This is a genomic window from Thermomonospora umbrina (assembly GCF_003386555.1).
Classification (GTDB): domain Bacteria; phylum Actinomycetota; class Actinomycetes; order Streptosporangiales; family Streptosporangiaceae; genus Thermomonospora; species Thermomonospora umbrina.
On the sequence record NZ_QTTT01000001.1, the window covers coordinates 1,806,040 to 1,826,180 of the forward strand.

Consider the following 20,141-nt stretch of genomic DNA (forward strand, 5'->3'; position numbering starts at 1 on the left):
GGGCCTCCGCCGCCGTCAGCCCGTCCTCCAGCGGCGGACGCGGTACGCCAGGAGAAGGAGCAGATACGCGCCCAACTCCAGCGTGTAGCGGCGCCACAGGCGACGCGGCTCCCGGACCAGCCGATAGAACCACCCGAGCCGCAACCGCGTGACCCAGGCGGGATAGTAGTCGCGGCGCTCCGCCAGATGCTCGAAGTAGGCGCCGCACGTGACGATGATCGGCACTTGGAGCCGGTGCCGGTTGTTCGCGACGAACCACTGCTGCAACGGCGTGCCCAGCCCGACGTGCAGCACGTCCGGAGCGGCCTCGTTGATCATGTCGACGATCCGGCGCTCCGTCTCGGCCGGGATGCGGCCGTCGGCGCCGGCCACGTGCCCGTGCCGGGTGCCGACGATCTCCAGCCCCGGATACCACCGGCACAGGTTGCTCGCGGCCCGGTCGGCGACCCCCGGCGCGTTGCCGAACAGGAACACCCGCCAGCCCCGCCGGACGGACTCGCCGAAGAACTCGTCGGTCAGGTCGTCGTTGGCCATCCGGGGGCCGACCGGCCGGCCCAGGAGGCGGCTCGCCAGGACGACGCCCCAGCCGTCGGCCAGGTTCAGGTCGAAGCCGTTGATGACGTCGCGGAGCGCCGGATCCTTGCGCGCGGCCATCACATAGTTCGGGTTGCTGAACGTGATGGTGAGCGGTTCGCGGTCGAGGACCGCCCGCACCATGCGTTCCCGCAGCGTCGGCACGTCCACGCGGCTGACCCGCAGGCCCATCACGTCAACGGTTTCCCCACCGCCCAAGGAATCGCCTCCTCTCGTCGCATCGCAGGGCGAACCCCCACGATCAGCACAGCGTCCCACGCATCGGACACACGGTCCGCCGAGTCTCAAATCCCGCGGCCCCGCGCGTTCAGGGTCTGCAGCACCCGACGGCCGGAGACGGCGCCGGAGGTCACGGCGAGGGCGACCGGCACCCGCCGCTCCCGCCAGTTGGCCCGCAACGCCCGGCCCGACCAGCGCAGCGCCTCGCGCCGACGGCGGTTGTAGGCGTGTCCGAAGGCGATCTGGCCATAGATCCGGCCGGCGGCGGCGGGGTCGGAGCCCATCTCCGGGTACCGCTCCAGGAACCAGTGCAGCGCCGCGATCTTGATGTCCCACGCCTGCGCGTAGTAGGAGGTCGTCCCCCAGAGGATGCGAACGTAGGGATGGTCGACGTTGACGATCGGGTGTCGTCGCGCCGCCCGCAGTGCGAGATCCCAGTCCTCCCCCTGGCTGCCGGGAATGGACTCGTCCACCAGGCCGATCTCCAGCAGCGGCAGCCGGCGGGCCAGGTAGGTCGACGAGCCGAGCATGAACAGCCGGTCGCGGAGCAGATGGGTGTACTCCACCCGGTCGAGACCGGCCCGGCGGGGGATGCTCCGCCCGTTGAAGTCCATCACGGTCGCCGTGGTGGCGAGGATCGCCTCGGGCTCGGCCCGCAGCGCCTCCACCTGGGCCGCGAGCTTGCCGGGCAGCCATTCGTCGTCGTCGTCGCAGAAGGCGACGAGGTCCGTGTCCAGCGCGTCGATGCCGCTGTTGCGGGCCCCCGCCAGACCGGGGGTGCGCCGGTTGACGATCACCTGCACCCGGTCGGAGGCCAGGCTCTCATCCGGTTCGGACCGGTCGTACACCACGACGGCGCGCAACTCGCCGGGGTAGTCCTGTTCGAGGGCGGCGGACAGGGCGCGACGCAGCATTTCGGGGCGATCACGGGTGGGGATCACCACACCGACGGAAGGGAAGGCGCCCTGCGGCTCGGTGGCCGCGCCCGCAGCGGAGGGGGGTTTGTTCGCCATGGGGGGACCTTCCTCGACATATACGGTTTCGCAACTGGTCAGGCTATATGAACCAAGGGTTCCGGCGCCTGCGTTCGGCGTGCGCATTCGGGGAGAGGACCCGAACCGCGCCGGCCCCCGCGCCGAGATCGGCGCGGGGGCGACGTGGTCCGGTCGCGGTGTCAGCGGACGGACAGGATCCAGCGGTCGACCTCGGCCACGCACTGGTACTCCGCCCAGCGGTGGTCGTCGACGAACTTCTGCCCCTGGCTCTCGCACCACGACTGCGTGCCGTTGCCGAAGCGCAGCCACGTGGACGACTGGTTCACGCCCAAGAACCCGGCCGTGACGTGGTCGGAGACCCCGTTCCCCGTCTGGATTCCGGAGTCGGCGTCCCACTGGTAGTGAACGCCGAGGTAGATGCGGCTGCGGGCGTTCTCCAGGGCGGCGGCGGAGAAGCTCGTGAACTGGCGGGTGACCCGTTGGGCGTTCGGGTCGTCCGTGGTGGCCGTGAAGGTGATGTTGTCATTACCGAAGAACCACCATGACATCACCTTCGCCCAGGCTCCCCCGAGGGTGGCGTGCCCGGACACGTAGGCCGGGAAGGGCGGCGAGAACCGCTGGCCGGCGGCGTTCACCGACAACGGCGACCAGTAGGGGTCGTGGACGCTTCCCGGCACCTGGTCGCCGTGCCGGATGGCGGACTCCGGGCGCCACAGGTCGATGTCGGTCCGGTACTTGGCGTCCCAGGCGGCGATGACGGCGTCGGCCATGGCCATGGCCACCATCGCGAACAGCTTGACCCGCCCGGAGGGCGAGACCTGCTCCTGCTTGGCGATGATCTCGGTCAGCTCGAACAGGTGGCCCGGCGGCTTGTAGGTGCCGTCCACGTCGTTGGCCCAGAAGAACGCCTGCTGCCGCTGGTCGGCGGTGCGCTGGGAGGAGTTCACCGAGCCCAGCCGTGCCACCTCGGCCACCTGGTCCTTGTAGGCGTCACTGGCCAGCAGGGCGCCCATCGAGGCGAAGCCGCCGGGCGGGCCCGGACGGAACTGTGAGCCCGACGTCATGGCGAACGGCCTGACGGCCCCCCAGTTGGGGCCGAGCGCGGGGCCCGAACTCGTGGCCCTCCAATGCCCCGGCCCCGTGACCGCGGTGTACGGGGTGTCGTTCGCGGACCCGTCGTCGGCCCGGTCGTCGAGCATCGCCTGGGCGACCTGCAGTCCGATGGAGCGCGCCTGGTCGCGTTGGGCCTGCGGCACGGAGGGGTCGATGGTGTTCTGCGCCCCGGTCAGCTCGTCGTCGAACCGGGCGCCGAACAGGGCGGTGAGCGTCCGGTGGGCGGCATGGTCGATGGCGGTCTCCATGTCGGCGGTCTGTCCCGCCGGCACGGTGACCTTGGTGAGGTAGGGCTTGCCGAGGCAGCTCGCCGCGCTGACGGTGCACTTGGCGGAGTTGGCCGCGTCGTACATCGCCAAATGCATGATGGCGCCGGCGCGCGAGAGTGTGGTCGGGCCGGCCCCCGTGCCGGTGGCCTCGCGGTACGCCTGTTGGAGGACGCCGTTCCAGTAGACGGTGTGGTCGATGGTGGCGGCGGCCGCAGAGCCGGGCAGCACTCCGATGAGGGAGGCCGCCATGGTCACGACGCCGGCCGTGGCCGCCGTGATGCGTGGGAAACGCCGGGTGGAGCGCACTGGTCACCTCTCCATGGGACAGCCGGAGCGGGGGCGGCCAAGACCTCCGCCCTTTTGTCCGGAATCGGCAACCATGCTGCGATCGGTCGATTTGTTGCGCTTCGGCTGGCAGGCTTGATCATCATTGACTGATCAATGTCAGGAGCCTCGCGTGCCACGTCCCGAGCGGGCCGTTGATCCGAGCCAGGGGCCCGTCCAGCTCTTCGCCTGGGAGTTGCGTCGACTGCGCGACCGGGCCGGCCGACCGGGCTACCGGGAGATGGCGGCCCGCGTCCACTACTCACCGACCTCGTTGTCCGTGGCGGCGGCGGGGAGGCGGCTGCCCACCCTCGCGGTCGCCCTGGCCTATGTGCGCGCCTGCGGCGGCGATGTCCGCGAGTGGGAGGGACGTTGGCGCGCCGTGGCGGCGGACCTGGCCCTCGCGCCTCACCCGTCGCCGCCTTCGAGCCCCAACCCCTATCGGCGCCCGGAGTCCGACGACACGGCCGCGCCCGCCCCGGTGTTCGGCAGGGACGAGCTGGTGGACCGCCTCCATGCCGGCGTGGCCCGGCACGGCGTCACCGCCCTCACGGGTCCCTCGGGGGCCGGGAAGAGCACGCTGCTCGGCGCGGCGTTCCCGGGGGGCCGATCCCACGGTCGAACGACGGTCGTCGTCCGACTCACCGGCGACCGGTCCCCGCTCACGGAGCTCACCGGAGGACTGGCGCACCTGAGCGCCGAACGCGCCCACCTCCTGCACCGCGCACCGAGGACGGGCGCGCGCCGTGCGTCCGCGCTCCTGCCTCGCGTGTCCCACGCCGGTGCGGACCGGGCGGAGCGGCTCCTGGTGGTCGACCAGTTCGAGCGGGTCTTCGACCGTCCCGCGGCCGAACGGACCGCCTTCCTCGACGCCTTGGCCGGAGCCGCCGCCCATCCGCGCGACCGGGTCCGCCTGGTCCTGGGTCTACGGTCCGACCACGTCGGCCCATGTCTGCGCGACCCGTGGCTCGCCCGGGTGCTGAGCGAGGCCAGGGTACGGGTGACCCCGATGACCGCAGGGGACCTGGAGGCGATGATCACCGAGCCGGCCGACGCGCACGGTCTCGTGGTGGAACGGGCGTTGATGCTCTCGCTCATCGACGACACCGTCCACCGGCCGGGCGGCCTGCCGTTCGCGCGCCTCGCCCTCGCCGAGGTGTGGCGACGTCGGCGGGGGTTCGTCATGTCCCTCGACGGCTACCGATCGTTCGGGGGTGTGCCGGGGCTGGTGGCGCAGACCGCGCGGAGCACGCTGCGCGACCTCGCGCCGTTGCAGCGCGTCACCGCGGAGGCCGTCCTGGAACGCCTGACGGCGTTCGGCGGGCTGTCGGGCGGGCTCCCCCGCCCCTGCCCGCGGGGCAAGCTGGATTTCGCGCCGCCCGTCACGAGCACCGTCATCAGAGCGCTCGTCGACGCCCGGCTGCTGGTCGCCGACGAGGGCACGCTGTCGCTCGCGCACGAGGCCGTGATCGGCGTTCCCGGCGCAGAGGCGCCCGAGACCACGCCGCGACCGGTCCGACGCTCGGCCGCGCTGACCGGCTACGCGGCGTTGGCGGCTCGGTTCGCCCGGACGTTGCGCCCACCGCAGCGTCCGGGCGACAACGGCCCCGTCAGCTCGCGGAGGTGATCATGCCTGCGGCGACGGTGCCGTTGGTGGCCTCGTCGATGAGGATGAAGCCGCCGGTCAGCCGGTTGCGTCCGTAGTCGTCCACGAACAGCGGCTGGGTGACGCGCAGGGTGATCCGGCCGATCTCGTTGAGGCCGAGGCCGGGGGCCTGCTCGTCCCGGTGCAGGGTGTTGACGTCGAGCCGGTAGTGCACGTCCTTGACCATGGCGCGGGCGGTGCGGGTGGTGTGCTTGATCACCAGCTTCATCCGCGGCGTGAGCTGCCGGTCGTCGGCCATCCAGCAGACGAGGGCGTCGAGGTCCTGGGCGACCTCGGGGCGGTTGTGCGGCCGGGCGATCATGTCGCCCCGGGAGATGTCGATCTCGTCGGCCAGCCGCAGCGTCACCGACATCGGCGGGAACGCCTCGTCCACCGGGCCGTTGGGGCCGTCGATGTGGGTGATCCGGGTGGTGAGCCCGGACGGGAGGTGCACGACCTCGTCGCCGGGCTTGAGGACGCCGCCGGCGACCTGGCCCGCGTAACCGCGGTAGTCGTGCAGCTCCGGGTCGGTCGACTTGTACGGGCGGATCACGTACTGCACGGGGAACCGCACGTCGATGAGGTTGCGGTCGGAGGCGATGTGCACGTGCTCCAGGTGGTGCAGCAGCGAGGGCCCGTCGTACCAGGGCGTGTTGACCGAGCGGTCCACCACGTTGTCGCCGTGCAGCGCGGAGATCGGGATGAACGTCAGGTCGCCGATGTCGAGCTTGGCGGCGAACGCGGTGAACTCGTCCTGGATGGACTGGTACACCGTCTCGTCGTAGTCGACCAGGTCCATCTTGTTGATCGCCACCACCAGGTGCGGCACCCGCAGCAGCGTGGTCAGGAACGCGTGCCGCCGGGACTGCTCCAGGATGCCCTTGCGGGCGTCCACCAGGATGATCGCGAGATCGGCGGTGGAGGCGCCGGTCACCATGTTCCGGGTGTACTGGATGTGCCCGGGGGTGTCGGCGATGATGAACTTGCGCCGCGGGGTCGCGAAGTACCGGTAGGCGACGTCGATGGTGATGCCCTGCTCCCGCTCGGCCCGCAGGCCGTCGGTCAGCAGCGCGAGGTTGGTGTACTCCTCGCCGCGGTCGGCGCTGGTGCGTTCCACCGCCTCGAGCTGGTCCTCGAAGATCGACTTGGAGTCGTACAGCAGCCGCCCGATCAGTGTGGACTTGCCGTCGTCGACCGAGCCCGCCGTGGCGAACCGCAGAATGTCCATGGCCATGGCTAGAAGTAGCCTTCCTTCTTGCGGTCTTCCATCGCGGCCTCGCTGGTGCGGTCGTCGGCGCGCGTCTGGCCCCGCTCGGTGATGCGGGTCGCCATGATCTCCTCGATGACCTCGTCCAACGTGGCGGCCGAGGACTTCACCGCGCCGGTGCAACTGGCGTCGCCGACGGTGCGGTAGCGCACCATCGCCTCGAAGGCCGGCTCGTCCTCGTCGCGGTTGGCGTACGGGTTGTCGTCCAGGAGCATGCCGTCGCGCTCGAACACCGTGCGGGTGTGCGCGAAGTAGATCGACGGGATCTCCAGCGCCTCGCGCCGGAGGTAGTCCCAGACGTCCAGCTCGGTCCAGTTCGACAGCGGGAACACCCGGACGTGCTCACCCTGGCGGATCTTGGTGTTGTAGAGGTTCCACAGCTCGGGACGCTGGTTCTTGGGGTCCCACTGGCCGAAGTCGTCGCGGAAGGACACCACCCGCTCCTTGGCGCGGGCCTTCTCCTCGTCGCGGCGGGCGCCGCCGAACGCGGCGTCGAACCGGTGCTCCTCGATGGCGTCCAACAGCGTGGTGGTCTGCAGCCGGTTGCGGCTGGCCCGCTTGCCGGTCTCCTCCACCACCCGTCCCTTGTCGATCGACTCCTGGACGGAGGCGACGACCAACCGGACCCCGAGCTCGGCGACCCTCCGGTCCCGGAACTCGATCACCTCGTCGAAGTTGTGCCCGGTGTCGACGTGCATCACCGGGAACGGGATCGGGGCGGGCCAGAACGCCTTCTCGGCGAGCCGGAGCATCACGATGCTGTCCTTGCCGCCCGAGAACAACAGGACGGGCCGCTCGAACTCGGCGGCCACCTCCCGGATGATGTGGATGGATTCGGCCTCGAGGACATCGAGCTGAGACAGCAGATAGTCACTGCGCTGCATTTATCAGGGCCTTCTCTTGGCTCGTCAGCCTGGCAGGTCGTGCGCCACGTCCCGGATGCCGGCCAACACCATCGGCGCCGACAGGGGGTGGCAGACAAGGATATCCGGGAGCAGGGGGTCCTTGCCGTTGTAGGTCAGCGGAGCGCCGTCGATCCGCGAGGCGTGGGCGCCCGCGGCCAGCGCCACGGCCGCCGGGGCGGCGTTGTCCCACTCGTACTGGCCGCCCGCGTGGACGTAGGCGTCGACGTCGCCCAGCAGCACCGCGGCGATCTTCGCCCCGGCGGACCCGATGGGGACCAGCTCCACCTCCGCGTCGAGGATCTCGGCCATCTTCTGGACGAACTGCGGCGGGCGGGTCCGGCTGACCGCGATCCGCAGCCGGCCGGGCTCGGGGGCGGGCACCTCCAGGGGCCGCCGCCCGTCACCCGAGGTCACCACGGCGGGCGGCCCCGAGGAGGTGTGCAGCGTACGGCCCTGGGCGGGCAGCGCCACCGCGCCGGCCGCCAGCCGGCCCCGCTCCCACAGGGCGACGTGCACGGCCCAGTCGGTGCGGCCCTCCTCGGAGAACTCCCGGGTGCCGTCGAGCGGGTCGACGATCCACACCCGCTCGGACTCCAGCCGTACGGGGTCGTCCTTGCCCTCCTCCGACAGCACCGCGTCATCGGGGCGCCGGGCGGCCAGCTCCGCCATCAGGAACTCGTGCGAGCCCTGGTCCCCCGCGTCCTTGAGCGCCCTGCCGTCGGCGTGGCCGACGCGCGCGCGGATGCCCAGCAGCACCTCGCCGGCCGCGGCCGCGAGCTCCGCCGCCAGAACGTGGTCATCGGTCTCCGCAAGGGGCGCCATCTGTGGTCTTCCAGACTCGAGTCGGGGAGGTTCGGTTCATTGTCCCAGATCGGCGGGCCGTGCCCGTCCGCCGGCCCGGCCGCCCGGGGGGCTCAGTACGCGCCCGAGCCGCGCACCACGGCCGACCACGTCTTCCACATGATCTGCAGGTCGAGGGCCGGCGACCAGTTCTCCACGTACCGCAGGTCGAGCCGGACCGACTCCTCCCACGACAGGTCGGAACGGCCGCTGACCTGCCAGAGCCCGGTCATCCCCGGCTTGACCACCAGCCTGCGCCGGATGTCGTCGTCGCCGTAGCGCGCGACCTCCTCGGGGAGTGGGGGCCGCGGACCCACCAGGGACATGTCGCCGCGCAGCACGTTGAAGAGCTGGGGCAGCTCGTCGAGGGAGTGACGGCGCAGCACCCGCCCGATCCGGGTGACCCGCGGGTCCTCCCTGATCTTGAACAGCAGCCCGTCGTGCTCGTTGCCCGCCACCAGCTCGGCCTTGCGCGCCTCGGCGTCGTCGACCATCGTGCGGAACTTCAGGATCGTGAACGGGCGCCCGTCACGTCCGATCCGGACCTGCCGGAACAGCACCGGGCCGCCGTCGACGATCCGGATCGCCACCGTGATCCCGAACACCAGCGGCGCGAGCGCCAGCAGCGCCAGCAGCGCGCCCAGCCGGTCCGACAGGTTCTTGACCAGGCGCCGGCCGCCGGACAGCTCCGGGTGCTCCACGTGCAGCAGCGGCAGCCCGGCCACCGGACGGATGGAGATCCGCGGCCCGACCACGTCCATCAGGGCGGGGGCGACCACCAGCTCGACGTCGTCCCGCTCGATCTGCCAGGCCAGCCGGCGCAGCGCCGTGCCGTCCAGTTCCGGACAGGCCAGCACCGCCACCGAGTCGGCGCCCAGCTCGCCCACGACCGCGGCCACCTGACCGAAGTCGCCCATCACCGGCACACCCTCGACGACGCCGACGGCGTCGTCGTCCCAGCCAAGGGTGGAGGGCAGACAGACCCCCACGATGTCCATGCCGTGGTAGCGCTGCTTCTCCAGCAGCCGGATCAGGTCGCCGACCGCGCCCCGGTGGCCCACGGCCACCACCCGGCGCATGCACTCGCCGTTCCAGCGCCGCCAGTGCAGGCGCTTGCGCAGCCGGTAGCGCAGCACCACGGTCAGGAGCGTGCCCAGCGGCAGGGCGATGAGGACGTAGCCGCGGGCCAGCTCGGTCTTGGTGGCGTACGCGCCCATCGCCAGGATCGCGGTGACCACGAAGGCGGACCGGAGGATCTTGTGGAACTCCTCGGAGCCCACCCCGATGTAGCGGGGCTCGTAGCCGCGTCCGACGGCCAGCGTGGCCACCCACAGGACGGGCAGGGCCATGGCCAGACCGACGTACCAGATGGTGTATCCCACCGGCATCGGATCGAACCGGACCACGAAGGCGACCAGCCCGGCGACCAGCATCGCGAGGAAGTCGAACGCCATGGCCCAGCGGAGGTAACGGGGCACCCAGGCGACCGCATCACGGTCTTGGGCGATCCGGCGTGATCTTGCGACCCCGACTTCGTCGATGACGGCCATGAGCGTCCTCACACGGCTGGGCGACGGCTGTGCGTCCCCCTGAGTTGACTTACGCTCTCAGGACGCTCACCTGTCGCTGATGGTTCACACGCCGCTCGGGCCCCTGTCCGCGAGAATCCTCAACCGGTTCGGTTCACGCGCGACAGCGCCGCCGGGCCACAGGCGACACCAGCGATTAATAACACATTCCGCCCCACGTGCCACGCGCGGGGTCAGCGTGCGTGGAAGGCGTTCTGGGCCGCCTCCAGCCCGTCCGCCAGCAGCGCCTCGACGGCGTCCGCGGCGACCTCGACGTTGAGGTCGAGGTCCTTGCGCTCGGCGGAGGAGAAGTCCTTGAGCACGTACGCGGCCGGGTCCATCCGGCCGGGGGGCCGGCCCACCCCGAACCGGACCCGCAGATAGTCCTGGTCGCCCAGGGACCTGCTGATCGACCGCAGCCCGTTGTGCCCGCCCGCGCCGCCGCCCCGCTTGAGCCGCACCGCCCCGTACGGGATGTCCAGCTCGTCGTGGACGACCACGATCCGCTCGACGGGCACCTTGAAGAAGTCCCGCAGACCCGCGACCGGGCCACCGGAGTCGTTCATGAACGAGCGGGGCTTGGCGAGCACCGCCCGGCGACCGTTCAACCGGCCCTCCAGCACGTCCGCGCGCGAGCGGTGGGTCTTGAAACGGCCGCCAGCCCGCCCGGCGAGCACGTCGAGCACCAGGAAGCCGGCGTTGTGCCGATTGCCCGCGTACGCCGGCCCGGGGTTGCCCAGGCCGACCACCAGCCACAGTTCGGTGTCCATCCCGCCCGCTCCGCCTCGTCCGGTGCCCGCCCAGCGGACGGCCCCCGCATCGGACCGGGTCCGTACGGGGGCCGTCGTGCGTCCTGCTCGTTACTCGCCGTTCTCGCCCTCGGCGGGGGCGGCCTCGCCCTCGGCGGCCGCGGGGGCCTCCTCGGCCTCGGCGGTCGCACCGGTCGAGACGGTGGCGTCCACGATCTGGAGGATCAGGGTCTCCTCGTCGGCGGTGAGCGCGGCGCCCGACGGCAGCTTCAGGTCCTTGGCCAGCAGGGAGGTGCCGATCGCCAGGCCGGTGATGTCGACCTCGACCTCCTGCGGGATGTGGGTGGCCTCGGCCTCGATGCCGATCTGGATGGCGGCCTGCTCCAGCCGGCCGCCGGGGGCCACGTCGCCGACGGTGTTGACCGCGATCTCGACGGTGACCTTCTCGCCGCTCTTGACCAGCAGCAGGTCGACGTGCTCCAGGAAGCCCTTGATCGGGTCGCGCTGGACGTCCTTGGGCAGGGCCAGCTCGGAGCCGCCGTCGAGGCCCTCCACGCGCAGCAGCACGTTGTGGGTCTTGAGGGCGAGCATCAGTTCGTGACCGGGCAGCGAGATGTGCTGCGGGTCGGTGCCGTGACCATAGAGGACTGCGGGCACCTTGCCGGCCCGGCGGGTGCGGCGAGAAGCACCCTTACCGAACTCGGTGCGCGGCTCGGCGGCAATACGTACCTCGGACACGGCGAATGCTCCTCATGGTGATCCACGGCCGTCCCAAGGGGGACGTCCGCTACGGACAGTGTGTGGCGAAATCCTCTGTGGTCCCCGGGGAGCGGGAGTCCGTCTTCGGAGCCCGTGCTGAACGACCCAGGGCGCGCAGCGAGCCTCAAGTCTAGCCGATCGCGCATGGCGCCGAAGCCGGGGTGTCGGATAAGGGGGGCCGGGAACGGCCGTGCCGGGCCGCCGCCTCCTGCGACGGGGACCCGGCACGGGTGCCGCGATCTAGCTGTGGCCGCCGAACAGGCTGGTCACGGAGCCGTCGCTGAAGACCTCGTGGATGGCCTGGGCGACCAGCGGGGCGATCGACAGCACGGTCAGCTTGTCGAAGCGCTTGTCCTCCGGCAGCGGCAGCGTGTTGGTGAGGATCACCTCACTGATCCGGGAGTTCTTCAACCGGTCCACCGCCGGGCCGGACAGCACGCCGTGCGTGGCGGTCGCCACCACCCGGGCCGCGCCCTGCTCGAACAGCGCGTCGGCGGCCTTCACGATGGTGCCGCCGGTGTCGATCATGTCGTCCACGATCACGCAGGTGCGGCCCTCGACCTCACCGACCACCTCGAACACCTTGACCTCGTTGGCGACCTCCGGGTCCCGGCGCTTGTGGATGATCGCCAGCGGGCAGCCCAGCCGGTCGGTCCACCGCTCGGCCACCCGCACCCGGCCCGCGTCCGGGGCCACCACGGTCACCTGAGAGGTGTCGATCTTGCTCTCCACGTGCGCGGCCAGCAGCTCCAGCGCGAACAGATGATCCACGGGGCCGTCGAAGAAGCCCTGGATCTGCGCGGTGTGCAGGTCCACGGTGATCAATCGGTCGGCGCCGGCGGTCTTGAACAGGTCCGCCATCAGCCGGGCCGAGATCGGCTCCCGGCCGCGGTGCTTCTTGTCCTGCCGCGCGTAGCCGAAGAACGGGGCCACCACCGTGATCCGCTTGGCCGAGGCCCGCTTGAGCGCGTCGACCATGATCAACTGCTCCATGATCCACTGGTTGATGGGCGCGGTGTGGGCCTGGATCACGAACGCGTCCGACCCCCGCACCGACTCCAGGAACCGCACGAACGTCTCGCCGTTGGCGAAGTCGTAGGCCGCCGTCGGCGTCAGCGCGACATCGAGGCGGTCGGCGACCTCCTTGGCCAGGTCCGGGTGCGCCCGGCCGGAGAAGAGCATGAGTTTCTTCTCGCCGCTCGCCTTGATCCCACTCACCTGTGACAACTCCCCCTCATTCATGACTCGCCCGGGCCCGGCCGTTGTTCGGCCTCGTCGTTGGCCCGGCGTGCGGCCTGCGCGGCGGGCGTTCCGGCCCGCTTGCGCTCGACCCATCCCGGAATGTTGTGCTGCCTGCCCCGCGCGACCGCCATCGCCCCGGGGGGGACGTCGTTGACGATCACGGAGCCGGCCGCCGTGTAGGCGCCGTCGCCTATGGTCACCGGCGCGACGATCATGTTGTCGCTACCGATCTTCACGTGGTCGCCGACGACGCTGCGGTGCTTGTCCACCCCGTCGTAATTGACGAACACGCTGCCCGCGCCGACGTTCGAGCCCTGCCCGATCTCGGCGTCTCCGACATATGTGAGGTGGGGCACCTTCGACCCTTGCCCCACGACGGCGTTCTTCAACTCCACGTACGAGCCCGCCTTGGCCTTGTGGGCCAGCACGGTGCCCGGCCGCAGGTAGGCGTAGGGGCCCACCGACGCCTCCGGACCGATCTCGGCCTCGACGGTCACCGCGTTGGTGACGACGGCGCCTGCGCCGACCGAGGTGTCGGTCAGGGTGGCGTTCGGGCCCACCTCCGCGCCCTCTTCCAGACGGGTGCGGCCGTGGAGCTGGGTGTTGGGATGCAGGACCACGTCGGGCTCGACGGTGACCTGCACGTCGACCCACGTGGTGGCGGGGTCGACGACGGTCACGCCGGCGCGCATGTGGTCGAGGAGGATGCGCTCGTTGAGGAGGCGGCGGGCCTGGGCGAGCTGGACGCGGTCGTTCACGCCCTGCGTCTCCACCCAGTCGGGGACGGTGTGCGCCCCGACCCGGTCGCCCTGGGCCCGCAGGATGGCGGGGACGTCGGTGAGGTACTCCTCGCCGCCCGCGTTGTCGGTGGTCACCTGCCGGAGCGCGGCGGCCAGCAGCTTGCCGTCGAAGGCGTACATGCCGACGTTGATCTCGTGGACGGCCCGCTGGGCGTCGTCGGCGTCCTTGTGCTCGACGATCGCGGTCACCGCGCCGTCGGGGCCGCGCAGGATCCGCCCGTACCCGGTGGGGTCGGGGACCTCGGTGGTGAGGACGGTCGCGGCGTTGCCCTCGTCCTCGTGGGTGCGGACCAGCTCGGCGAGGGTCGCGCCGCGCAGCAGGGGGTGATCGCCGTTGGTGACGACGACGGTGCCGGCGAGGGCACCGGTCCGTTCGAGGACGGTCCGGACGGCGTGCCCGGTGCCGCCCTGCCGCTCCTGGACGACCGGCTCGGCGTCCGGGGCGTGCTCGGCGAGGTGCTCGATCACCTGCTCGCGCCGATGCCCGACCACCACGATGAGGCGTTCGGGTTCGAGCTCGCCCGCGGCCGCCAGCACGTGCCCGACCATGCTGCGGCCGCAGAGCTCGTGCAGGACCTTGGACCTGCGGGACTTCATCCTGGTGCCCTCACCCGCGGCGAGGACGATGACGGCAGCCGGGCGGCGCGCACTCACGGGAGGCTCCTCGGCATCGCGGACTGGGATGGGCCGGGGAGCGGCGGAACGGTCCGGAATCGTCCACAACGTTCACGACCTGCACCAACAGTGGACAGGCGGCCATCACTCACCCGACACAGGCAGGATACCGCCCCACCCTGGACTGTCACCCCACCAGGTGCCGCGGCCTCGGATCGGCGGTCCGGGCGCCGCGCCGGCGGCGGACCCGAGGTCCCTCGTGCTCCCGGGGAAGGAATCGAACCCTCATTAGAGCAACCAAAATGCCCTGTCCTGCCGTTAGACGACCCGGGATGGTCAGGCCCGGATCGCCCGGACCGAACCCAACGATACCGGCTGACGCTTCGCCTCTCCTCCCCTTAAACCACCTTCAGCGGGGCTGACGCGTCACATGGGCCGCATCCAGCCAGGGAGCGGTTCACATGCGGCCGGCCAGCTCGGGGGAATGCCCTCGGCGCCCGTGTGGGCGGTGATGGCGGCGGTGGTGTCGATGTCGCCGCCCACGGCGATGAAGGCCCGTACACCGCCCTCGAAGTCGGTCAGGTGGGTGGCGACGGCCACGGCCACCGCTCCGGCGATGCCGTCGGCGTTGGAGTGGGTGACCTCGGCCGACAGCGCGGCCTCCGCGGCGGCGCGGGAGAGATCGTCGTGGTGGTACGCGCCCAGCGGCGCGACGCGCATGGCCCCGCCGTTGCCGTACGAGCCCCGGCCGTCGAAGAGCTCGCGCGAGACGCGCAGCCACGGCTCGCCCCCGCGGACGCGTTCGAATCGCGGGTGAAGGCCGTTCGCGGGCCATGCGAGGGGGTCGTGGCGGGCGATTTTACCGCCCGACCCTGTTGAACCTACGGTCCCGTAGGTTACGGTGGCGTAGGTAAGTCTTCCCCGACCTGGAGACCTGGCATGACTACTGCCCCCGCCATCGATCAACCCGGCGCCTCGGCGGGAGGACGTGCCGAGCTCGATCCCGAACCCACGAGCACCACCGAGAAGGTCCTCGTCGCGGTGTTCACCGGCGTCCCGCTCTTGGCCCTGTTCGCCGCGATCCCGATGGCGTGGGGGAGTCTCGTCGGCTGGGTCGACGTGGCGCTGCTCGTCGTCTTCTACACGGTGTCCGCGGCCGGCATCACGGTGGGCTTCCACCGGCACTTCACCCACGGCTCGTTCAAGGCCAATCGTCCGCTGCACATCGCCCTCGCGGTGGCGGGCACCCTTGCGATCCAGGGCCCGGTGATCACCTGGGTCGCCGACCACCGGCGGCATCACAAGTACTCCGACAAGGAGCAGGACCCGCACTCGCCGTGGCGGTTCGGCACCGACTGGAAGGCCCTGACCAAGGGCATGCTGTGGGCGCACTACGGGTGGTTCTTCGACGGGTCGTCCACCTCCAAGGAGAAGTTCGCCCCCGACCTGCTCGCCGACAAGGACGTCGCCCGCGTCGACCGCTGGTTCCCGGGCCTGGTCGCGGTCTCGTTCCTGCTGCCGGCGCTGCTCGGCGGGCTGCTGACGATGTCCTGGCAGGGCGCGCTGACCGCGCTGTTCTGGGCCGGGTTCGTGCGCATCACGCTGGTCCACCACGTGACCTGGTCGATCAACTCCATCTGCCACACGTTCGGCAAGGAGCACTTCGACGTCCGCGACAAGTCCCGCAACGTGTGGTGGCTGGCCATCCCGTCGCTGGGCGAGTCCTGGCACAACCTGCACCACTCCGACCCGACCTGTGCCCGGCACGGGGTGCTGAAGGGGCAGATCGACATCTCCGCCCGCATGATCTGGGCGTTCGAGAAGCTCGGCTGGGCCCACGGTGTGCGGTGGCCCAACGAGGAGCGGCTGGCCGCGAAACGGGTCCGATGAGCGCGCCGCGAGCGGGACAATCGTCGCGTGACTGAACCCGCCCCACGCTCCCGCCGCAAACGGATGACCGGCAGGGAACGCCGCGAGCAACTGCTCGAGATCGGCCGCACCCTGTTCGCCGAACGCGGCCTCGACGGCACCACCGTGGAGGACATCGCCCACCGCGCGGGGGTCTCCAAGCCCGTGGTGTACGAGCACTTCGGCGGCAAGGAGGGGCTCTACGCGGTCGTCGTCGACCGCGAGTTCGAGAAGCTGCTCGAACTGGTCACCGACGCGCTCAACGCGGGCAGCCACTACCGGCAGAAGCTGGAGAAGGCCGCGCTCGCCCTGCTGGAGTACATCGAGGAGAGCAGCGACGGCTTCCGGATCCTGGTCCGCGACTCGCACGGCGGCACCGGCACCGGCAGCTTCGCCAGCCTGCTCAGCGAGATCGCCGGCCAGGTCGAGCACGTGCTCGCCGGCGAGTTCGACCGGCACGGCTACGACGACAAGCACGCCCCGATGTACGCGCAGATGCTCGTCGGCATGGTGGCGCTCACCGGCCAGTGGTGGCTGGACGTGCGCAGGCCCCGGCGCGAGGAGGTCGCCGCCCACGTGGTGAACCTCGCCTGGAACGGGCTGTCCGCCCTGGAGCCGCGTCCCACCCTCGACCCCCGGCGCCGTCACAAGGAACGCGAACGGCTCCGGCGGCTGCGCGAGAAGGAGGCCGCCAAGCAGGAGAAGGCGGAGGGGCGGGCCGCGGCCAAGGCCGAGAAGGCCCAGCGCAGGTCCCGCCGCGAGGACTCCGACGAGGGCCCGGAGCCGGCCTTCGGCACCCCGGCGCCCTCGTTCTGACCCTGGGGTGACCGCCCGGAGTTCGTCCGGACGGTCACCCGCCAGGGGTCACCGGGCTCGGATCACGGGCCCGGAGTCTGTACGGATGCCGCCCGCCGTAGGGAGGGCACACCGCAGGGGAACGAGAACGCCTCTTCCCCACGGAGGGCGGCATCCGGCTCAGGGTGGCGGCCTGCGGGCCACCACGAAGATCCGCCGGAACGGGAACACCGTCCCGTGCGGGCCCTGCGGATAGGCGTCCCGCAGCAGTGCGCCGTACTCGGTGAGGAACTCCCCCGAGTCCTCCTCACCGAGGCCGGCCAGCACCGGCCGCAGCGCGGTGCCCTTGACCCACTCCAGCACCGCGTCGTCGCCCGGCAGAACGTGCAGGTAGGTGGTCTCCCAGGCGTCGACCTCGCAGCCGAGCCCGGCGAGCACCTCGAAGTAGCCGGCGGCGTCGCGTACGGGCCGCCAGACCAGCGCGTCGCCCAGGCGGTCGCGCCAGCGGTCGGATCGGCAGAGGTCGCGGAGCAGCGCGTGGCTCGGGGCGTCGTAGTTGCCCGGGACCTGGAACGCCAGGCTTCCCCCCGGGGCGAGCAGGGCCGCCCAGCGGGCCAAGAGGTCGTCGTGGTCGGGCACCCACTGGAGCACGGCGTTGGAGACGATCACGTCGACCGGCCGTTCGGACGTCCAGCCGCGCACGTCGCCCACCGCGAACCGCACACGGGGGTGGGCGGGGGCGGCGGCGATCATCTCCGGGGAGCCGTCGAGCCCCTCGATCCGGGCCCGGGGCCAGCGCTCCGCCAGCATTACGGTCAGCTCGCCCGAGCCGCAGCCCAGGTCGGCCACGCGCCCCGGCGCCTCGGCGGGGATCCGGGCGATCAGCTCACCGAAGGCGCGTCCGCGCTGGTCACCGAAGACGCCGTACTGCGCGGGGTCCCAGACGGCGGACCCGCGCCCGGCGGTCGCGGCATCTCTCGACATCAAGACAGATGATGACGGCCATGTATCTTGATGTCAAGTATCTTCGTTCCGAGAAATCCGGCCGCCCTCGTCGGGTCCCCTCGGGTCAGGCGTCTTGATGTCGAGACAGGTAGGCTCCTGCCATGGAGGATGAGGTCGATCGGCTGGTCGCGGCCTGGGAGGCCGAACGTCCGGATCTGGACGTACGGCCGCTGCACGTCCTCAGCCGGGTGTCCAGGCTCGCCCGTCACCTCGACCGGGCCCGCCGCGCGGTGTTCGTGGCGCACGACCTGGAGCCGTGGGAGTTCGACGTGCTCACCGCGCTGCGCCGGGCCGGCAGTCCCTACCAGCTCAGTCCCGGGCGGCTGCTGCGGGCCACGCTGGTGACCTCGGGCACCATGACCAACCGCATCGACCGACTCGAGGCCGCTGGGCTGGTGCGACGCCACCCGGACCCGGCCGACAAGCGGGGCGTCCAGGTGCGCCTCACCGAACAGGGCCGCATCCGGGTGGACGCGGCGTTCGCCGACCTCCTGCACCGTGAGCACGACATCCTCGCCGGCCTCACCGCCCGGGAACGGGACACCCTGGCGGGTCTGCTGCGCGGCCTCCTCGCCCCGTTCGACACTTTTTGAGTGTGGGGTGGCGACCCCCCACGCCCCCCGCGCCCGGTCTTGCGGGCTTCAGGCGAACGCCCCTCCGCCGGCGCTCCGGGGCGCCCGCCTGAAGGACCGGGCAAGACCCCCGGTGGGTGGCCGTACACCCGAGTGGGTGGCCGAACTCGGGGCGTGGGCCGCTAGCTCGCGTCCTCGGCCAGCATCAGCCATTGCTCCTCGACGTCGGCGGCCTCGGCCTGGACGTCCTTGAGGCGCGCGTCCAGCTCCTGGAGCTTGGCGTAGTCGGTGGCGTGGGCGGCGAGCTGCTCGTGCAGCTCCTTCTCCTGGCCGGCCAGCTTGTCGAGGCGGCGTTCCAGGCGGTCCAGCTCCTTGCGGGCCTTCCAGTTCTGGCCGCCGGCGGCCTTGGGCTTGGCGGGGGCGGCGGCCTCGGCGCGACGGGCGGCGTCCTCGGAACGGACGCCGGCGCGGCGGGAGAGGTAGTCGTCGACGCCGCCGGGCAGCATCCGCACGGAGCCGTCGCCGAGCAGGGCGACGACGTGGTCGGTGACCCGCTCCAGGAAGTACCGGTCGTGGCTGACCACCACCAGGGTGCCGGGCCAGCCGTCGAGCAGGTCCTCCATCTCGGTGAGGGTCTCGATGTCGAGGTCGTTGGTGGGCTCGTCCAGCAGCAGGACGTTCGGCTCGTCCATCAGCAGGCGCAGCAACTGGAGCCGTCGCCGCTCGCCGCCGGACAGCTCGCCGACCGGGGTCCACTGGGCGTCGCCGCGGAAGCCGAGGCGCTCCAGGAGCTGGCCGGCGGTCCACTCGCGCTTGCCGACGGTGATGCGGCGGCGGATCTCCTCGACGGCCTCCAGCACCCGGCGGGTCGGGTCCAGCTCCTCCAGGTTCTGGGAGAGGTGGGCGAGTTTGACGGTCTTGCCGCGGACGATCCGCCCGGCGGACGGGCCCTGGTCGCCGTCGAGCAGGCGCAGCAGAGTGCTCTTGCCGCTGCCGTTCACCCCGACGAGCCCGATGCGGTCGCCGGGGCCGAGCCGCCAGGTGACGTGTCGGAGCAGCTCCCGGCCGCCGAGGTCGACGGACACGTCCTCCAGGTCGAACACGGTCTTGCCGAGGCGGGCGGTGGCGAAGCTCGTCAGCTCCACGGTGTCGCGGGCGGGCGGCTCGTCGGCGATCAGGGCCTGCGCCGCGTCCACCCGGAACTTGGGCTTGGACGTCCGCGCCTGGGGGCCCCGGCGCAGCCATGCCAGCTCCTTGCGCAGGAGGTTCTGCCGCTTGTCCTCGGTGGCGGCGGCGATCCGGGCGCGTTCGGCCTTGGCGAGCACGTAGGCGGAGTAGCCGCCCTCGTACCGCTCGACCTTCCCGTCCACGACCTCCCAGGTGCGCTGGGTGACCTCGTCGAGGAACCAGCGGTCGTGGGTGACGACGACGAGCGCGCCCTTGCGCGCCCTCAGGTGGCGGGCCAGCCAGTCGATCGCCTCGATGTCGAGGTGGTTGGTCGGCTCGTCCAGAACGATCAGGTCGGACTCGGGGACCAGCAGCCGGGCCAGCGCGACCCGTCGCCGCTCGCCGCCGGACATCCCGGCCAGCGGGGCGTCCAGCGACAGGTCGGCCAGCAGCCCGGACAGGATGTCGCGGACCCTCGTGTCGCTCGCCCATTCGTGCTCGGCGCGGTCGCCCAGGACCGTCGAGGCGACGGTGGCGCCCTCGGGGAACGCGTCCCGCTGGGCCAGGTGGCCGAGCCGGAGCCCGCGGGCGTGGGTGACCCGGCCCTCGTCGGGCTCCACGCGCTTGGTCAGCAGGGCCACCAGGGTGCTCTTGCCGCCTCCGTTGCGGCCGACGACGCCGATGCGGTCGTCGTCGTCCACGCCGAGGGACACGGCGTCCAGCAGCGGCCTGGGCCCGTACGCCTTGGTGACGGTCTCGAGATTGATCAGATTCACGGCACCACCCAGGC

The 20,141-nt window shown here is 71.5% G+C and carries 18 protein-coding genes and 1 tRNA gene; 4 read left to right on the plus strand and 15 right to left on the minus strand.

Going from position 1 to position 20,141, the window contains the following annotated elements; translation table 11 throughout:
• Positions 1 to 15 precede the first annotated feature (15 nt).
• From DFJ69_RS07790 to DFJ69_RS07800, 3 genes are all read right to left on the minus strand, one after another.
• Positions 16 to 792, minus strand: a complete 777-nt coding sequence (locus DFJ69_RS07790; RefSeq protein WP_245974140.1) for a WecB/TagA/CpsF family glycosyltransferase — start codon at positions 790 to 792, stop codon at positions 16 to 18.
• A gap of 86 nt (positions 793 to 878) precedes the next feature.
• Positions 879 to 1,826 (minus strand): glycosyltransferase family 2 protein, encoded by a 948-nt coding sequence (locus DFJ69_RS07795; RefSeq protein WP_116021852.1) that lies wholly within the window; start codon positions 1,824 to 1,826, stop codon positions 879 to 881.
• Positions 1,827 to 1,987: 161 nt separating this feature from the next.
• Positions 1,988 to 3,439, minus strand: a complete 1,452-nt coding sequence (locus DFJ69_RS07800; protein ID WP_116026478.1) for a vanadium-dependent haloperoxidase — start codon at positions 3,437 to 3,439, stop codon at positions 1,988 to 1,990.
• Positions 3,440 to 3,647: 208 nt separating this feature from the next.
• Between DFJ69_RS07800 and DFJ69_RS07805 the strand changes: the two genes are divergently transcribed.
• A complete protein-coding gene (locus DFJ69_RS07805) occupies positions 3,648 to 5,141 on the plus strand; it encodes an nSTAND1 domain-containing NTPase (protein ID WP_116021853.1) in 1,494 nt (497 codons plus the stop codon).
• On the opposite strand, the gene DFJ69_RS07810 is transcribed toward DFJ69_RS07805, so the two are convergent.
• The 10 genes from DFJ69_RS07810 to DFJ69_RS07855 all read right to left on the minus strand — a co-directional run bounded on the left by DFJ69_RS07810 (position 5,125) and on the right by DFJ69_RS07855 (position 14,870).
• The gene (locus tag DFJ69_RS07810) at positions 5,125 to 6,393 is read right to left on the minus strand and encodes a sulfate adenylyltransferase subunit 1 (RefSeq protein ID WP_116021854.1); all 1,269 of its coding nucleotides are present in this window, start codon (positions 6,391 to 6,393) and stop codon (positions 5,125 to 5,127) included. The genes DFJ69_RS07805 and DFJ69_RS07810 overlap by 17 nt on opposite strands.
• 2 nt (positions 6,394 to 6,395) lie before the next feature.
• Positions 6,396 to 7,310 (minus strand): sulfate adenylyltransferase subunit CysD, encoded by a 915-nt coding sequence (gene cysD, locus DFJ69_RS07815; protein ID WP_116021855.1) that lies wholly within the window; start codon positions 7,308 to 7,310, stop codon positions 6,396 to 6,398.
• Positions 7,311 to 7,334: 24 nt separating this feature from the next.
• Complete coding sequence (locus DFJ69_RS07820; protein ID WP_116021856.1) at positions 7,335 to 8,153, minus strand: 3'(2'),5'-bisphosphate nucleotidase CysQ; 819 nt, start codon at positions 8,151 to 8,153, stop codon at positions 7,335 to 7,337.
• 92 nt (positions 8,154 to 8,245) lie between these two features.
• Positions 8,246 to 9,721 (minus strand): sugar transferase, encoded by a 1,476-nt coding sequence (locus DFJ69_RS07825; protein ID WP_116021857.1) that lies wholly within the window; start codon positions 9,719 to 9,721, stop codon positions 8,246 to 8,248.
• A 212-nt stretch (positions 9,722 to 9,933) separates the two neighbouring features.
• Complete coding sequence (gene pth, locus DFJ69_RS07830) at positions 9,934 to 10,509, minus strand: aminoacyl-tRNA hydrolase (protein ID WP_116021858.1); 576 nt, start codon at positions 10,507 to 10,509, stop codon at positions 9,934 to 9,936.
• Positions 10,510 to 10,599: 90 nt separating this feature from the next.
• The gene (locus DFJ69_RS07835) at positions 10,600 to 11,226 is read right to left on the minus strand and encodes a 50S ribosomal protein L25/general stress protein Ctc (protein WP_116021859.1); all 627 of its coding nucleotides are present in this window, start codon (positions 11,224 to 11,226) and stop codon (positions 10,600 to 10,602) included.
• Positions 11,227 to 11,487: 261 nt separating this feature from the next.
• Positions 11,488 to 12,465 carry a ribose-phosphate diphosphokinase gene (locus DFJ69_RS07840; protein WP_211328543.1) on the minus strand — a complete coding sequence of 326 codons (978 nt, stop codon included), beginning with the start codon at positions 12,463 to 12,465 and terminating at the stop codon, positions 11,488 to 11,490.
• A 20-nt stretch (positions 12,466 to 12,485) separates the two neighbouring features.
• Positions 12,486 to 13,943 carry a bifunctional UDP-N-acetylglucosamine diphosphorylase/glucosamine-1-phosphate N-acetyltransferase GlmU gene (glmU, locus tag DFJ69_RS07845; protein WP_116021861.1) on the minus strand — a complete coding sequence of 486 codons (1,458 nt, stop codon included), beginning with the start codon at positions 13,941 to 13,943 and terminating at the stop codon, positions 12,486 to 12,488.
• A gap of 223 nt (positions 13,944 to 14,166) precedes the next feature.
• Positions 14,167 to 14,237, minus strand: a tRNA-Gln gene (locus DFJ69_RS07850).
• A 93-nt stretch (positions 14,238 to 14,330) separates the two neighbouring features.
• Complete coding sequence (locus tag DFJ69_RS07855) at positions 14,331 to 14,870, minus strand: ADP-ribosylglycohydrolase family protein (protein WP_245974142.1); 540 nt, start codon at positions 14,868 to 14,870, stop codon at positions 14,331 to 14,333.
• Between DFJ69_RS07855 and DFJ69_RS07860 the strand changes: the two genes are divergently transcribed.
• Together DFJ69_RS07860 and DFJ69_RS07865 are read left to right on the plus strand one after the other, a co-directional pair.
• Positions 14,844 to 15,794, plus strand: coding sequence for an acyl-CoA desaturase (locus DFJ69_RS07860; RefSeq protein ID WP_116021862.1), 951 nt, complete (start codon positions 14,844 to 14,846; stop codon positions 15,792 to 15,794). The two genes, DFJ69_RS07855 and DFJ69_RS07860, sit on opposite strands and share 27 nt — an antisense overlap.
• A gap of 27 nt (positions 15,795 to 15,821) precedes the next feature.
• The gene (locus tag DFJ69_RS07865; RefSeq protein ID WP_245974143.1) at positions 15,822 to 16,628 is read left to right on the plus strand and encodes a TetR/AcrR family transcriptional regulator; all 807 of its coding nucleotides are present in this window, start codon (positions 15,822 to 15,824) and stop codon (positions 16,626 to 16,628) included.
• A gap of 159 nt (positions 16,629 to 16,787) precedes the next feature.
• Here the strand turns inward: DFJ69_RS07865 and DFJ69_RS07870 are convergent, their stop codons facing one another.
• Positions 16,788 to 17,591 carry a trans-aconitate 2-methyltransferase gene (locus tag DFJ69_RS07870; protein ID WP_116021864.1) on the minus strand — a complete coding sequence of 268 codons (804 nt, stop codon included), beginning with the start codon at positions 17,589 to 17,591 and terminating at the stop codon, positions 16,788 to 16,790.
• A gap of 122 nt (positions 17,592 to 17,713) precedes the next feature.
• On the opposite strand from DFJ69_RS07870, the gene DFJ69_RS07875 reads away from it, so the two are divergent.
• Positions 17,714 to 18,205 carry a MarR family winged helix-turn-helix transcriptional regulator gene (locus DFJ69_RS07875; protein ID WP_116021865.1) on the plus strand — a complete coding sequence of 164 codons (492 nt, stop codon included), beginning with the start codon at positions 17,714 to 17,716 and terminating at the stop codon, positions 18,203 to 18,205.
• Between the two features lie 161 nt (positions 18,206 to 18,366).
• Here the strand turns inward: DFJ69_RS07875 and DFJ69_RS07880 are convergent, their stop codons facing one another.
• A complete protein-coding gene (locus DFJ69_RS07880; protein WP_116021866.1) occupies positions 18,367 to 20,127 on the minus strand; it encodes an ABC-F family ATP-binding cassette domain-containing protein in 1,761 nt (586 codons plus the stop codon).
• Positions 20,128 to 20,141: the final 14 nt, after the last annotated feature.

Excerpts from the sequence above, each read along its gene's own strand:
- pth (WP_116021858.1), bottom strand. The coding sequence starts at position 10,509 with ATGGACACCGAACTGTGGCTGGTGGTCGGCCTGGGCAACCCCGGGCCG.
- DFJ69_RS07820 (WP_116021856.1), bottom strand. The coding sequence starts at position 8,153 with ATGGCGCCCCTTGCGGAGACCGATGACCACGTTCTGGCGGCGGAGCTC.
- DFJ69_RS07825 (WP_116021857.1), bottom strand. The coding sequence starts at position 9,721 with ATGGCCGTCATCGACGAAGTCGGGGTCGCAAGATCACGCCGGATCGCC.
- DFJ69_RS07810 (WP_116021854.1), bottom strand. The coding sequence starts at position 6,393 with ATGGCCATGGACATTCTGCGGTTCGCCACGGCGGGCTCGGTCGACGAC.
- DFJ69_RS07875 (WP_116021865.1), top strand. The coding sequence starts at position 17,714 with ATGGAGGATGAGGTCGATCGGCTGGTCGCGGCCTGGGAGGCCGAACGT.
- DFJ69_RS07800 (WP_116026478.1), bottom strand. The coding sequence starts at position 3,439 with ATGGCGGCCTCCCTCATCGGAGTGCTGCCCGGCTCTGCGGCCGCCGCC.
- DFJ69_RS07870 (WP_116021864.1), bottom strand. The coding sequence starts at position 17,591 with ATGTCGAGAGATGCCGCGACCGCCGGGCGCGGGTCCGCCGTCTGGGAC.
- DFJ69_RS07860 (WP_116021862.1), top strand. The coding sequence starts at position 14,844 with ATGACTACTGCCCCCGCCATCGATCAACCCGGCGCCTCGGCGGGAGGA.
- DFJ69_RS07795 (WP_116021852.1), bottom strand. The coding sequence starts at position 1,826 with ATGGCGAACAAACCCCCCTCCGCTGCGGGCGCGGCCACCGAGCCGCAG.
- cysD (WP_116021855.1), bottom strand. The coding sequence starts at position 7,310 with ATGCAGCGCAGTGACTATCTGCTGTCTCAGCTCGATGTCCTCGAGGCC.